This is a genomic window from Streptomyces sp. NPDC057900 (genome assembly GCF_042887885.1).
Taxonomy (GTDB): Bacteria; Actinomycetota; Actinomycetes; order Streptomycetales; family Streptomycetaceae; genus Streptomyces.
This window is the reverse complement of record NZ_JBHVOI010000003.1, coordinates 153,245-167,519: the sequence shown is the minus strand read 5'-3', so window position 1 is coordinate 167,519 and position 14,275 is coordinate 153,245. Positions and strand designations below refer to the sequence as shown.

12 protein-coding genes and 1 pseudogene are annotated in these 14,275 nt (G+C 65.1%); 3 read left to right on the top strand and 10 right to left on the bottom strand.

The window, feature by feature from the left end; translation table 11 throughout:
* Positions 1-84 precede the first annotated feature (84 nt).
* On the bottom strand, positions 85-315 hold the full coding sequence (locus ACFVQ0_RS15040) for a DUF6243 family protein (RefSeq protein ID WP_390088066.1): 231 nt from the start codon (positions 313-315) through the stop codon (positions 85-87).
* A 475-nt stretch (positions 316-790) separates the two neighbouring features.
* On the opposite strand from ACFVQ0_RS15040, the gene ACFVQ0_RS15035 reads away from it, so the two are divergent.
* Positions 791-1,414: a hypothetical protein gene (locus tag ACFVQ0_RS15035; protein WP_390088064.1), complete on the top strand. Its 624-nt coding sequence runs from the start codon at positions 791-793 to the stop codon at positions 1,412-1,414.
* A 14-nt stretch (positions 1,415-1,428) separates the two neighbouring features.
* On the opposite strand, the gene ACFVQ0_RS15030 is transcribed toward ACFVQ0_RS15035, so the two are convergent.
* Positions 1,429-1,827 (bottom strand): winged helix-turn-helix transcriptional regulator, encoded by a 399-nt coding sequence (locus tag ACFVQ0_RS15030; RefSeq protein WP_390088063.1) that lies wholly within the window; start codon positions 1,825-1,827, stop codon positions 1,429-1,431.
* A 157-nt stretch (positions 1,828-1,984) separates the two neighbouring features.
* Here ACFVQ0_RS15030 and ACFVQ0_RS15025 point away from each other — a divergent pair, with 157 nt between their 5' ends.
* Complete coding sequence (locus tag ACFVQ0_RS15025; RefSeq protein ID WP_390088061.1) at positions 1,985-2,716, top strand: alpha/beta hydrolase; 732 nt, start codon at positions 1,985-1,987, stop codon at positions 2,714-2,716.
* A gap of 163 nt (positions 2,717-2,879) precedes the next feature.
* Here ACFVQ0_RS15025 and ACFVQ0_RS15020 read toward each other — a convergent pair whose 3' ends face one another.
* Positions 2,880-3,107, bottom strand: a complete 228-nt coding sequence (locus ACFVQ0_RS15020; protein ID WP_390088059.1) for a hypothetical protein — start codon at positions 3,105-3,107, stop codon at positions 2,880-2,882.
* A 228-nt stretch (positions 3,108-3,335) separates the two neighbouring features.
* Here ACFVQ0_RS15020 and ACFVQ0_RS15015 point away from each other — a divergent pair, with 228 nt between their 5' ends.
* Positions 3,336-5,282 (top strand): Ig-like domain repeat protein, encoded by a 1,947-nt coding sequence (locus ACFVQ0_RS15015; protein WP_390088057.1) that lies wholly within the window; start codon positions 3,336-3,338, stop codon positions 5,280-5,282.
* A 707-nt stretch (positions 5,283-5,989) separates the two neighbouring features.
* Here ACFVQ0_RS15015 and ACFVQ0_RS15010 read toward each other — a convergent pair.
* The 7 genes and pseudogenes from ACFVQ0_RS15010 to ACFVQ0_RS14980 form a co-directional block, all read right to left on the bottom strand.
* A pseudogene (locus ACFVQ0_RS15010) lies at positions 5,990-6,082 on the bottom strand (DNA-binding protein); the annotation flags it as partial.
* A 216-nt stretch (positions 6,083-6,298) separates the two neighbouring features.
* Positions 6,299-6,886, bottom strand: a complete 588-nt coding sequence (locus tag ACFVQ0_RS15005) for a HEPN domain-containing protein (protein WP_390088055.1) — start codon at positions 6,884-6,886, stop codon at positions 6,299-6,301.
* A 7-nt stretch (positions 6,887-6,893) separates the two neighbouring features.
* The gene (locus tag ACFVQ0_RS15000) at positions 6,894-8,021 is read right to left on the bottom strand and encodes a ParA family protein (RefSeq protein ID WP_390088053.1); all 1,128 of its coding nucleotides are present in this window, start codon (positions 8,019-8,021) and stop codon (positions 6,894-6,896) included.
* 882 nt (positions 8,022-8,903) lie between these two features.
* The gene (locus ACFVQ0_RS14995) at positions 8,904-10,226 is read right to left on the bottom strand and encodes a UDP-glucose dehydrogenase family protein (protein ID WP_390088052.1); all 1,323 of its coding nucleotides are present in this window, start codon (positions 10,224-10,226) and stop codon (positions 8,904-8,906) included.
* 523 nt (positions 10,227-10,749) lie between these two features.
* Positions 10,750-11,382 carry a hypothetical protein gene (locus tag ACFVQ0_RS14990; protein ID WP_390088050.1) on the bottom strand — a complete coding sequence of 211 codons (633 nt, stop codon included), beginning with the start codon at positions 11,380-11,382 and terminating at the stop codon, positions 10,750-10,752.
* 363 nt (positions 11,383-11,745) lie between these two features.
* Positions 11,746-12,183 carry a hypothetical protein gene (locus ACFVQ0_RS14985; RefSeq protein ID WP_390088048.1) on the bottom strand — a complete coding sequence of 146 codons (438 nt, stop codon included), beginning with the start codon at positions 12,181-12,183 and terminating at the stop codon, positions 11,746-11,748.
* 993 nt (positions 12,184-13,176) lie between these two features.
* Entirely contained in the window at positions 13,177-14,220 is a 1,044-nt protein-coding gene (locus tag ACFVQ0_RS14980; protein ID WP_390088046.1) for a serine hydrolase domain-containing protein, read from the bottom strand.
* Between the last annotated feature and the right edge of the window lie 55 nt (positions 14,221-14,275).

Sequence of the window (14,275 nt, the reverse complement as noted above, 5' to 3'; positions counted from 1 at the left end):
GCCGGTACGGCAACAGGGCCCGGACCCGTACGTCCCGGCCCCGGGCCCTGCTCCGTGCGATGCGCCCTCCGCGTGGGCGGTGCGTCAGCTCTGTGCTGCGGTGTCGTCGCCCGTCTGCCCGGCGTCCTCGGCCGCGCTCTCGGCTCCGCCGGTCTTCTCCCGCATCTTGCGCACCAGCTCCGCCTTCTGGTCGGCGGCACCCTTGCGGTCGAGGTTGCGGTGCGGGCCGTTGTTCTGCCGTTCGGCGCGGGACAGCCTCTTGCGCTGGCCGCCGCCCATGCCTACGGGATTGTTGATGTTCTTGCTCACGGTCATGGGTTCTCCCGGAATGAAATGAATGGTGTGAGGTGATCTACGGATTCATCGGTGGGGGACGGGCACGGCGACATCGGCGGACGCTGACGGGAGCCCGTCACGCGCTCACTCGTAAATCGGCGTCTGGAAGAAGATGGCCGTCTGGAAGAACATGCCAAAGACGTTACCCGGTTCCGCTGACCCCGCACACCAGCTAATGCCGCCCCGCTCTCGGCCGGGGGCTGTCACCGAGCACGGGGGTATCGGTGACCGGCAGGCGGCGCCCACGTCCACACCCACGTCCGCGCCTTCACCCCCTAAGCCGTCTCCGAGCCCAGTGCGGCAGCTGAAAGCCCGTGGCGGCGTAGCAGTGGGTCCGGCACCATTCCCCTGTGATTCTGATGCGACCCGTTCTGGAGACCGTCACCGCCGCCCCGGCACGGGCACTGGACCCGGCGCCCACACCATGAGCAGTTTCCTGACCCACCGAGCGCGCGTGCACGATGCCCGCCTTCTGCTCCGCCGCCGGCACAGCGCGCTGCGGACCTGCGTCACCCTCTTCGCTCCGTACGGCTTCCGGGCGACGTACCACCACCTCACGCTCAGCGCCGCGATGCCCCGGCGGCTGGAGGCGGACCCGGACGCGCTGGTGCGGGCGGTGGAGGAACTGCATGAGGCGCGGATGCTGTGGCTCGCGCGGGCGGAGGAGTACGCCGCGCAACGCCGCGCGGACAAGCGGGCCGGGCGGCGGGCCGTACCGAACCCGCGACCGTGGTGGCTGCGGAGCAGCTGGGACGGCCCGGACCGCGCCTGGTACGACGCCCCGTTCCGCCACCCGTCGCTGCGGCTGCCCGAGTTCGTCCGGCGTCAGAACGCGATCATGGGCGGCGCCGACCTCCCCGGCTGCCCCGCCTGTGGGGACGAGAGACCGCGGGTGTCGAACTCGACCGGACACGGCTGGGTGGAGCTGTGCCGTGGCTGCGCGCGGGTGCTGGCGCCATGTCCGTGCGGGCAGCGGCACCGGTTCGTCCCGGAGACCCCGTTCAACTGGAACGGGATCTGGCGCCGGGCGCACATGAGGGATGACGGCATGCTGAACCCGCACTGGCCTGCGGGCTGACCGGTTGGGCCGGGTCAGGCGGGCGGGGTGTCGGGGCGGGCGTCGTACGTGGAACGGGCGGCGTCGATGTGCGTGAGATGCGTGATGCTCCACTTCAGCAGGGGCGCGGTGGCTTCGCGGAGGGTCACGCCCATCGGAGTGAGCTCGTAACTGACGTGCGGTGGCATGACGTTGTGCACGGTCCGTGTGAGGATCCCATCGCGCTCCAGGCCGCGCAGGGTGACGGTGAGCATGCGCTGGCTGATCCCGTCGACGGCCCGCTTGAGCTCGGTGAAGCGCCGTGGCCCCTGGCTGAGGTTGCGCACGATCAGCAGCGACCACTTGTCGCCGACGATTCCGAGTACTTCACGGGCCTTGCACGGGTCCTCGTCCGCCCGTGCCGCCCGTGACTCGCCGCCCGCTGTGCCGCTCATGGTTACCTCCAGAGAACCGGGGCACCTAAAAGTGCCTTATTGATCGGGGTGCGGCAGGCGCAGCACCATGATGACGGTTCCTAAAGAGTACCGAGGCACGAACAGGAACTGCGATGCTTCCGTGCCGTCACACCCCGAAGAGGAAGAAATCCCCCTCATGGCAACTTTTCTACTGGTGCACGGTGCCTGGCACAGCGGTCGGTGCTGGGAGCGGGTGGTCCCGCTGCTGGAGTCGGCCGGACACCGCGTGCTCGCACCCTCGCTGACCGGCTACGGCGACAAGGCGCACCTGCTCGGCCCCGACGTGGGGCTCGACACGCACGTCGAGGACATGGTGAAGCTGATCCACGAGGAGGACCTGAGCGAGGTGGTGCTCGTGGGCCACAGCTACGCGGGGCTGGTCATCTCGTCCGTCGCCAACGAGGTGCCGGAGCGGATCGCGCATCTGGTGTACCTGGACGCGATGGTCCCGGAGCACGGCGAGACCGCCGTCGACGTACAGCCCATGAGCCAGCACCTGATCGACCTGGCCGCCGAGTCCGACAACGGCTGGCGCATCCCGCCGCTGCCCGAAATGGCGCCGCCCCTCGGGCTGTTCGGAGTCACCGACCCGGCGGACGTCGCATGGCTGCGTGCGATGCTCTCCGACCAGCCGGTGGACTGCCTGCGGCAGCCGGCCCGGCTGGACAACCCCGCCCTGGACTCGGTCCCGCGTACGCACATCCACTGCGTCGGCGCGGAGCCGGAAGGCATCGTGCGCCGCCCCGTCCCCGCGACACAGCCCAACGGCTCCCCGGCACGGATACGGGAGCTGCCGACCGGACACGACTGCATGATCACCATGCCGTCGGAGCTGAGCGAACTGCTGCTTGACTCCACTCTCCGCTAGCGTCCGGACCTCTACTACGACAGCGAGCCGGGGCAGGCCCGCCACCGACGGGCAGCGAACCTCCGCCACGAAGTCGCCTGTTCCCAAGGGAGCTGGGGCATAGCAGGGCCGCGACGCCCGCATCGTTATGCGCATCATGATCGCGGGCTGGTCGCCAGATCCGTCACATGCTCTTCTTGACCTTGCCCCAGCCGCCGCCGAGCGCGTCGAGAGCTTCGCCGCAGCCGGACGACAGACGAAGTTGTGCATGCTGATTGGCGAGGCAGCCGGCTTCGTCCACACCCTCCGAGAACTCCCGGAGGGCGTCAGCCATGTCCCGGTACGCGTCTTCATCGGCGTCCGGCGAATTGACATCAACGACGTCAAGTAAGGTGTCGGCCCAGTCGGGCACAGCTACAGCCATAGTACGAAGTCCCCCCAGAAGAACTCGCGTTCACTGAATGCACATGCGAACACGATCTCACTCCCCAGCCGCCTCACCAACACCTTTCGGGACCGATGGGCCTGCCGACGGGTGTTGCGGCGGGAACGATCTGACGCGATCAGGCCGACATCACACATGCAAGGTCAGTATCAACTCCCGGTCATCCACCGGGTTTTCTTTTGGGGGGTAAACACTGTGCGTACGCGCAGCATCTCGACCGCGACAGCGCTCGCGGTCCTTTTCAGCTCGGTAGTACTGAGTGTCGCCGCGGCTGGTCCCGCGTCGGCGAACACCGCGACCGTCGGCTCGCCCGGGGGCATCGTCGTCGACGGCGTTAGACATCGGGTCTTCATCGGCGACGACACGAACGACAGGATCATCGCCGCCGACTACAACGGCAAGCTTGTCGACTCGGTGAGTGGCATCGACGGGATCTTCGACCTGGCTCTCTCCGACGACGGCGCCACCCTGTTCGCGACTGCGCGGGTCAGCCACGAGATCGTGGCCCTTGACGCGGCCACCCTCGACATCAAGGCCCGGTACCCCGTGGCCACCAACATCGGCCCGCTGTACGTCGAGTTCACCGGCGGCAGGGCCTGGTTCAGCTACGAGAACCGGTCGGACGGCCACGGCAACCTGGGCACGGTCGACCCGGCGGTGGACCCGGCCGACGGGACGGACCCGGTGACGCTCGGGCAGCTCTCTCGGGATCCCGGATTCGGGGGCGCGCCGTTCCTCGACACCGACCCGTCCGCACCTGGACTGCTGGCCCTCGGTACAACCGACTTCTTCGACAGGACCAAGGACCTGATGGCCGTCGTCGACGTCTCCGGCGGCACCCCCCAGGTGACCGCCTGGCACAACGGCGACTATTCGCTGAACTACGTCAGCGACATCGACCTCGTGCCCGGCAGCCGGCAGGTGCTGGTCGACGGCACGGACCGGCACGCCTACGCGGACGGGAAGTTCACCGCCGCCGGCGCCTACCCGGCCGGGCAGCGAGCGGACATCGCCCCGAACGGCCTGGTCGCCCAGGTCAGCGGTGCGAACGTGGCGGTCTACCGGCCCGGCGCGACCAAGCCGATCCGCACCTACGCGGCCGACACCTCCGCCCTCGCCTGGGCCCCGGACGCCTCCCGTATCTTCGCGCTCGTGAACTCGTTCGGCGGCTACACCCTCAAGGCGCTCACCGACCCGACGCTGAACGTCCCGAGCCTGACGGTGAACGCACCATCGACCGCCACGCGTGGCAATCAGCTCACCGTGACCGGGAAGCTGTCGGCGACAGTGCCGCTGCCGAGTGGCGCCAAACTGCAGGTCACCCGAACCGACCCGGAGAGCCCCAAGGGCAAGGCGCTGCCCGCTGTCGCGGTGAAGGCGGACGGTTCGTACACCTTCAAGGACACCCCGCTGGCCGGCGGCACGGTCACGTACAAGGTCGCCTATGCGGGCGACGCCGCGCACATGGCGGTCAGCGCGTCCGACAAGGTCACGGTTCCCCACACGAAGCCGACGCTGACCCTGAACAAGAACGGCAACATCTACAACTACGGTGCTGACGTCTCCTTCACCGCGCACCTCGGCTCGACGTACAAGAACCGCACGGTCGAGATCTGGGCGAATCCTTTCGGCGGCGACAAGCCCAACAAGCTACTGAAGACCGGGACAGTCAACTCCAGCGGTAACTTTTCCGCGACGGTGGACATGACGCGGGACACGGAAGTTACCGCGGTCTTCAAGGGGGACACCCGCACCGCGCCCAGGACGGTGAAGTCCACGGCATACGCCCGGGTCAAGGCTTCCACAGCAGTCTCCAAGCACTACAAGACGGCCAAGATCGGCTCGACGTCGTACTACTGGTTCCACAAGAACACCGATCCGCTGCTCACGACGACGATGACCTACTACAAGGGACGTAAGCAACGTCTCGACCTCCAGGTCTATTCGGGCGGAAAGTGGTACTCCGCCGGCTCGGAGTACTTCCCGCTCGGCACGAACGGCAAGTCGGCCGTACGCCTGGGGGCGCCGGGGAAGTCCGGGATCAAGGCACGGATGCGGCCGGTGTACGTCAACGCGTCGTCCGGCGACACCGTGAACTCCACGACGTTCGGCTCCTGGAAGTACCTGTACTTCTCCAAGTAGGCCGTTTCGTCCGGATCGCTTCACGGATCCGATGCCTGTGAAGGGCCCCACCGCTCCCGGTGGGGCCCTTCGATGTTCGCTTCACGGCGGCGGGGCGCGCCCGGTCGCCGAGAGAATCACCCATCTCACCGACGCCTGAGGTGGGCATGGCGACTGGCGAGCTGCTGCATCCCGACACGGTGCAGCTCACCGGAACGTTCTTGATGGCTTCTCCACGGGGTCCTCCATAGGAGCGGCCCTACATTCCTTGGCGTCCTGAACAGATGCGTCGAGGGTCTCCATGCCCGCATCGTTGTATGCATGCGGGCAGTGGTCGGACCTTGAGTGGCGGCAGGAGGTCGCGAGCGGGCGGGCCACCCTTGTACGCACCGCCCGCGAGAAGGCTGAGGAGGAGCCTTCCGGTGCGGATCTGGTGCGGGAATCCTGAACTGGTTCAGACAGCAGAGAAGCCCCCGACCGTTGGCCTGGGGCTTCGATTTTTCGAGCCGTGGAGCGGGTGACGAGAATCGAACTTGCGCTCTGAGCTTGGGAATCAGCGGGTCTTGGGCCTATGGAAGGGCTCTGACCTGCACTTTCCTGAGAGGAAACTGGGATTGCCATCGCCTCTGGAGGCTGTACCTGACCGCTTTTGTCCGCTCTGCTGGGCACGGATGGGGCACGGGGACGACGGACCCCGCCAGGGAGCGTGCTTGGGGTGGGTCGGCGAGTCAGAGAGAGATGATGCGGACTTGGTTTCGGCAGAGTTTGGTCATGTCGTCGCTGTCGGAGGTCAGGAGGGCGACTGGTTTCGGTTGGTGGAGCACTATCGCTTCTCGCACACGGCTCGCACCTTCTTGGTGGGCCATCGCATGAGCTGTGCGCACCATCATGAGAAAGATGTGAGCCGCCGCTGGAGGTCAGACGATCTACGCATTGCAAGTTATCCAGCCCTGCTCCTCGGCCGGCCACGCACGTCTGCCAGATTGGTGAACAAAACTGGCGGGTTGGGCAGCGAGGGAATCGGAGGCTAGTTCAGCTTAGGACCAGTGAGTTCCGAGCCCTTCGACCACGGCTTTAATGCACTTCCTGCAATCCTGCGAGTGAGAGACAGAGATATGTCTCAGTGCGACGTCGACAGGATCCCAGTCTCCTTCATGCGCAATCTGGTTTCGGCGGTCAACCTGCAAATCCAGAGCATTCCGCAATCGCGACTCTCGTGCCCCGGTGGCAATACCAATATCCTTCCAAACGCTGCTTGATTGTGAGCCGCTAGCATCAATAGCCTGATCAATCTTATCCGGCGAAACGAGCGTTTTGAAGGAAAGCCTGTATCTTATTAGGCTTGCGGCCGTCACAGATTGAAGATCCGAGGTCGAAACTCCTAGATAGCCTGCAATGGATGGGAGGGCGGCAGCGTTAGTGGAGATGCGATCTAGATATATCTCCACGGATTTTTCGTGCACGTATGCATCCAGAGAGGAAACGGCTAGCAGTACGCAAGCCCGGAAGACGGACTCTGCAGAATCAGAACTGCCGGCCTCTGATTGCAAAATCGCAACGCCCTCTAGATCCTCCACTCGACTATTGAGTAGAACGAAGAGGGAATCAGCATTCTGATTAGTCATCGCCGCGTTACCTCTGCGCCGCCGAAATCTGAATAATCTTGTTGGCGATATCTTGGAAAATTACGTGCAGGCTCTCGATCTGTCGAAGGGAGCCTTGCAGGACAACACCCGCCTGATTTAGTTGATCAGGCGTTAGGGCGAAAACAGGGACGCGGTGATCCTGTGATTTCGGCAGCAGGCTGTTAAATTCTTGGATTTTCCCTAGAACTAGATCGTCACTCATGCCGGCATCCGAGTATGCATCCTGCGGGAGCAGCAAGCCGGCAGAGCCGAGCGCGGGGACAAAAGTTTCTTGAAGAGCGTCGGAAACCTTGTCGATCCACTGCTGGAATGGTCCGGTTGGATCTCCGTAGGGGTTGTCTTTCGTTGGCGCCCTGTAGAGGCGGTAGCGCTGAATGACTGCTCCCGCATATCGAAGTTTGGGATTTGGGAACGCATAGGTTGCGGTCCTCAGCACCTCGTTTTCGCGCGCCGAAAGCGCCCATCTGTTCCAGCGAGGCAGGATTCTAGCCAACGATCTGAGGGCCATAATTGAGAAAAAATCTGGTGACGTGGGAACGAAGAGCAAGTCGCTGGAGCAGACAATATTTTGGTTAAGCGCTCCGAGGCTAGGGCTCATGTCGACCAGTACGTAATCGATGTCGAGCGCTTCTGCGGTTTGGTGAATCAAATAATGGAATGCACCAGGAATGTTCTTGAGGGCAACCAGTGATCCTGAAAGCTCCTGCGCGATACTCAAAGAAACTTCATACTCACCAAGCTGTAGATGTCCGGGAAGGATGTACAGGCCGGGGCGATCCGGGATTTCGATGCATTCAACCGGCTCCAAGAGGCGCGGTTCAGACTCGAACGCAGGCTTCAATGCACCATAGAGAGTTTTTTCGGTGTTATGTTCGAAAAATCTCCCCTTTTCGGCTTCCGTTGCAGAGAAGCGTTCACTCTGGGCGTCGTCCGAAAAGTCTGGCTGCGGGGGCTCTAGCATGCCAAGAGCGACACCGGTTAGATTGCTCTGCGGATCCGCGTCGACCATGATGACGCGTTTTCCCATCTCTGCAAGCATCCAGCCCAGATTAAAAGTTGTGGTGGTCTTGCTGACCCCGCCCTTATGGTTGAATATTGAAATGATCTTCGCCACTGGTTCCCAGTCTTTCTATTCGACCTGCGCGCGAAAATGCAGGGCAGGCTGCTCTGTGGAAAGAGTCGGTCCTAGGTCCAGGGCCGCCAGCTTATCTCCCCGCGCTACTTGGGGGGACTACTTGTGAAGATCCCAGCGATGGGCAGAGACTATCGGCGCCGAGGGGCCACATCGGGGCGCGTTCGACTGTGATGAACGGTGCGTAACACCCCAAGCGTGATGCATCTGCCGTAGAGGGCCCTGCATTGGCTAACACAATGGCCCGATGTGTCGGTGTTGATGAGGCAGCGGGCGGGCTTGAGGAAGGCGTTGTGGATGCCTTCGCAGATGCGGAGGCATATGCAGCCGTGGAGTCAGGCGAAGCTGCGTTCGTCGCCCCAGAGGAAGGTGCCCAGTGCTGCGCCGTGCAGGGTGCCGCGACGGGACGATGGCCGGGAGGGTGGGGCGTTGTCGGGCCTGGTCGCGGCAGAGACCGTGGTCGTATCCGCGGTCGGCGGTGAGCGCGTCCAGCCTGCGCCGGGGCGCCCGGTCCTGCCCCCCTGATGGGTGGGATGGCGTTGAGCAGGGGCAGGGGGACGCCGTTGCGGCTGCCTCTGGTGAGGATGACGGTGAGCGGTGTGCAGTGTCCGTCGGTGATCAGGTGGTGTTTCGATCTGGTGCGGCCACGGTCGACCGGACTCGGTCCTGTCCGGCTTCCCTTTCTGCGGCCCGCACGTTGCTGGAGACGACGACTGCACGCGACGAGTCGAGACGGGCCTGCCGCGTTGAGATCGGCCAGAAGTACGTCGCGCATTTGCTGCCAGACGGCGGCCTCGTTCCAGTCCCGCAACCTTCGCCAGGTCGTAAGGACGGTGACGGCGGGCCTCTCATCGATGGGTTCGGTTATTCCTGTGCGGGGCGTCCGAGCTGGCGTACGGTCCATCCGGCCATGCGCCAAGCGTCGGCGTCGATGAGGTTGCGGAGGTCGACGAGGACCGGGGCCGCGACCAATGGGGCGAGGGCCTTGGGATCGGCCTCGCGGAAGTGGGGCCACTCGGTGGCCAGGACGATCAGTTCGGCGCCCTGGACTGAGGCGTCGAGGGTGTTGGCGTAGTCGAGTTCGGGGTTACGGCGCAGCGCGCTGGGCACGGCGTGCGGGTCGTGGACCGTGACCGTCGCGCCGCGCTGGTGCATCAGCGCGGCGATCGCCAGGGCCGGGGATTCGCGTACGTCGTTGGTGCCGGCCTTGAAGGAGGCGCCCCAGACGGTCACGCGTACGCCGTCCACCGTGCGGCCGAGGGTCTGCTCGATGAGCTTCAGCGCGGCGGTGGGGCGTGATTCGTTGACCTCCTCCGCCGCGCGCAGCATGGTCGCGGCTTCGGTGGCGCCCAAGGTGCGGGCGGAAGCGGTGAAGGCGCGGACGTCCTTGGGGAGGCAGCCGCCGCCGTATCCGGGGCCGGCGTTCAGGCCGCCGCGGCCGATGCGCGGGTCAACTCCGATGGCCTCGGTCAGCTGTTGGACGTCGGCCCCCGCCGCGGCGCACATGTCGGCGACGCCGTTGATGAACGAGATCTTCATGCCGAGGTACGCGTTCGCCGCGCCCTTGATCAGCTCGGCCGTGGCCGGGTCGGTGACGAACAACGGGATGCCGCCGGCCAGGAGCGGCGCGTACACCTCGCGTACGACGCCCTCCGCGCGGGCCGAGGGGACACCGACCACGATCCGGTCGGGGCGCAGGGTGTCATCGATGGCGTGGCCCTCGCGCAGGAATTCCGGGTTCCAGACGACCTCCACGTCCTCACCGGCCGGGGAGAGCCGGGCGAGAAGTGCGCCGAGATCGCGGGAGGTGCCGACGGTGACCGTGGACTTGCCGATGATCACCGTCGGGCGGGTCAGGTGCGGGGCCAGCGCGCGGGCGGCGCCGAAGACCTGCCCGGTGTCGTAGCTCCGCCCGTCCGCGTCGATCGGCGTGCCCACCGCGAGGAAGTGGACGTCCGCGAACCCGCCCGTCTCGGCCAGGCTGGTCGTGAACCGCAGCCGCCCGGACGCGGTGTGCGTAGCCAGGAGTTCCGGCAGGCCCTCCTCGTAGATCGGGCACTCCCCGGCGTTGAGGCGGTCGATCTTGGCCTGGTCCAGGTCCACGCCGATGACCTCGTGGCCGATCTTGGCCATGGCGGCGGCGTGGGGGATGCCCAGGTGACCGCAGCCGATGACGGATACGCGCATGGTCGACGCTCCTCTCCCTGTCTCGCCCGCCCAGCGACTCCGGGCCGACCGAGTTGGCCACGCTAGCGCCCTTGTTCGGAGCGGTCCCCTTTCCACAGGTCGGGAAAGTGCGCCAGTGCTCCAGGAGGTTGACGAGTGCCAGGAACGCCTAGGGAGGGGAGGGCCAGAGCATTCGGACTGCTGTCCTGAACCCGGAGCGGAAACGCAAAAGACCCCGGTCGCTGACCAGGGCCTTCATCGAAGAGCGGGTGACGAGAATCGAACTCGCGCTCTGAGCTTGGGAATCACCCGGGACTTCGAGCCATGGATGGCCTCTGACCTGCGCCGATTCCTATCTGGGATGGTCGCGAGCAGCTCCCGTGAAGCCCTTAATGACCGCTGCTTACCGCCCCTACTGGCACGTTGTGGCAGGACCCAAGGCGCGATGGGAGAGATCGGTTCACCCGTGAAGATTGCTGTGACCGGGATGGCTCGGAACCGGGTGGAGGCACAGTCGGACCCCAGGGTCTCGTCAGTTGGCCCGTCACGGGGTACGAGGCCCATCCGGGCTCACCACACGTGAGAGGAGGGAGGACGCGAGCGGCGAGAGAGCTGGAGCGGAATGCTTGTCAGCCCTCTCCGAATTCCTCTGCTCCTTTGCCAAACTGTCAATCTGGGCCAGCAGATTTATGGTCGGGGTCCATTTGGCCAGGAGATCCATCAGATCGCGCAGAGAAGCAGCGTAGGTGCTGAGTACGGATCCGTAGGTGTTGCCCGTCAGCACGATCACGAAGCGGGGCACACGCGAGTGCCTCTCGTACACGACCAAGTTCAGCGGCACGTGGTGGTCGTGGGCGTAGCGGCTGTCGACCTTGTCCGCGAATCCGTCTGCGGCGAGCCAAGGATAGAATTCCGCCGCGCGGAGATCATCATAGAAGTCGCCGGTGCCCGCGTCCGGTACAGGATCGTAAGCCAGGTCGACCCACTCACCACAGGAGTACATCTGTTCATGTGCCCCCAGCCTGGTTCCGTTCCGGACCGGATTCTGGGTCTGCCCGAACTGAACCTGACCACCCATGATCACAGGGCCGTGGAAGGTACCGCCGCTGGCCTCGTTGTTTATGTGAGATGCCGTACTTTGCCGCCGGGGGTTGCCGGCTGCGCGGTGCTCTTCCACCACTTCACTCCCGTTCGCAACGTTCGAGGCGACTATCCTGCATCAGGAGTGTTGGAGCGCGTACGCGATTTGCCGCAAGACGTGATGGTCGCGGACCAGGCAGTGTGGCGGTACCTAGTCCCGGACCATGCCGTCGGCGGTGGGCATCGTAGTGAGCCCGATCCGTCTAAGCCCGAAGCACCACCGTCGCGGCCCCGTCGGCGCCCCCCCCAAATTAGCGGGACGATGACGGGCACCCCGGCTCGCAACGACATCCTCGACGGCAACCGATCCGTGCCGACCGTCTTCGACCACGGATTTATGTGATCCACCGCTTCGGCACCCGTGGCCGTCGCAGGCGTGGGCCCCGTAATCCCGTCAGGCTCAGGTCTGACCGGAAGGTGTCCCGAAGCTCAGCGAGCCCACGTTGCCAGCCTGAATCACTGGGCCGTGCTGCACGCCCCCGCTGATGGTGTTATGGACATTCGCGACCTGTTGATCCCGCTCTGGGAGCTCCAAGTCAGCGATCAAAGACCGTAGTTCGGAAGCCACGGCCGGATTGGCCAGCAAGGCCCGCCGCAATCGTGTACGCCACTCAGCCTGGACATCCAAGGCGGCCTGCTCGTCGCTGGCCTCCATCGCTGCCGCCAGTTCTTCGCGCGAGGTCTCCAGCTCGCCCTCGATCACTGCGTCCTCGTCGCCACCGCGACGCGAGAAGAACGACACCACTCGGTCACGAGCTTGTGCCCAGGAGTCCACTGCCATCTGCTGAACCAATGCCGTAGCGCCTGCGGCAGCAAGTGCCACCAACTCCGCCTCCATCGAGCCCCCTTCGCAGTATCTGAGGCAGCCACCGTACCTCCTGACACTCGACGACCACGGCGTCGTAGCCCTGCGTTACACCGTCCACTTCACTGCCTACGATTGGCGTCGCCTGCTCGCCAATCAGCCATGCAGAATTGCGTACCAGCTCGACGAGTAGGTCGCCGGTGTGACGGATAGGCCGGCGCTGCAAACGCACTGGTGTGTTGACTTGCGTTCGCGGCACTTCCGGCTCGACGACAAGCCGAGCCTCTCCCGCGGCCTACATCGACGCGCTGCGCGCCGCTCATCTCGGGGCCTCCTCGACGAGCTGCCCGGCTGCGCCGGGTAATAAGAGACCAGCACGAGGCGAGGGCAAGCCGATCAAGTGCCACGACAACTCCTGCGAGGGGTTGCCACGTGATCCACTCGACTGCGCACGAGTAGCGCCAAGGCCAGACGTATTGAGGGACAGCGGTTGATCAACCGCGAAGCCCGGGACTCAGCGGTAACGTCGAAGAGCGAACCAGTGCTTCGCCAGGGATCCCGAACCGATCGCCACGTCGAACCACCCAATCGACTCCCACATCACTCGTGTGCCGTCGCCCCCGGATCCGTGACCACCAACAACCAGGAACAGGCCGAACAAGATCCCTACGACCGACCCGTAGATTCCACGACGTGCCTTCTTGAGGAATCTCTGTCTCCGAAACTGAGACTGGGCGTACCGTGCTGCTCGTTCTGCATCTTCGGCGTCCAGAATTCGTTTCGTGCGTGCCGCCCAGCGAGCCCGTAACTCTGCCTCCTCTGGGCTCGACGTAGCAGGCAGGATCACATTGCCGTTGATAGATCCAGCCTGGACCACAGGCCCGTTGACATGGCCGCTCACGCCGTTACTTACGTTGTTGGTGACGCCCCGTCGCTCTCCCATGTTCCAGAAGGTACGGGAGGGCGCCTCCACTCTCAATCTATTCGTTCGGCATACAGCGCTCCGCTCCCGACCGCACGGCAAGGTCAGGCCAATGCCTCCTGGCGGAAGGCGTTGCGGACGTCGGTCAGCGGCTGGCGGTCGCGGGTGTAGTAGAGCTTGTTGGTCAGCAGCACTGCCCACCGGTCCTGGGTGGGGGAGATCCACATGCCGGTGCCGGTGAAGCCGTAGTGGACCCAGATGTCCTGCTCGTCCGTGGTGCCGGGGGCCGGGTGCCAGAACAGGCCGCGTTCCGGTTGGAGGCCGCCGGTCTGCACGGTGAGGGAGTGGGCGCTCCACTTGGCGCCGAAGCCGGCCTCGGCGGGGGCCGTGGTCGGGGCGAGCATGTAGCGCAGGAAGACGGCCAGGTCGTCGAGGACGGTGAAGACGCCGGCGATACCGCACACGCCTCCGAGGAGCCGGGCGGAGAAGTCGTGGGCGACGCCCTTGAGGTGGGTGTCGGTGTCCTGGTCGAGTTCCGTGGGAGCACACTTGGCCGCGAGGTCGGCGGGCAGCGGCCCGTACCGGGTGGAGTGCATTCCGAGCGGGTGCCAGGTCCTCTTCTCGGCCAGCTGGTCGAGCGGTTGACCGGAGAGGTGTTCGGCGAGGTAGCCGAGAATGAGTGCGGCCCGGTCGGTGTACTCGACGGCTTCCCCGGGGGGCCGGTTGAGGGCTTCGTGCAGAGCCCCGCGGCGGATGGCGACGGGGTCGGGGCCGTAGAGGTTCTTCAGCTGGGCGCGGAGGGGCAGCCCGGCGGTATGGGTCAGGAGCTGGCGAGCTGTTGCGGCGCCGAGGGGATGACCCGCGACCTCGTCCCAGAAGGTGCCGAGCGGGGCGTCGAGGTCGAGGACGCTGTCCTCCCACAGCGCGCCGATGGACGCCCAGACTGCAAGGATCTTGGTCAGACTGGCGGCGTCGAAGACAGTGTCCCGCCGCATCCTCACGTCGGGTTCGTCGGGATCCAAGGCCCCGGTGGAACCGGACGCCTGAACTTCGCCGGAGTCGCCGACTGCCCACACTGCGCCCGGATAGACCTTGTCGCGGACGCCTTCGCTCAGCAGGTTCTTGATGCGGTTGGTGTGGAACGGCATGGTCTCCCTCTTCGTGTGGGCATCCCGGCGGCCAGCGTAGTGAAGTGAGTGGTGC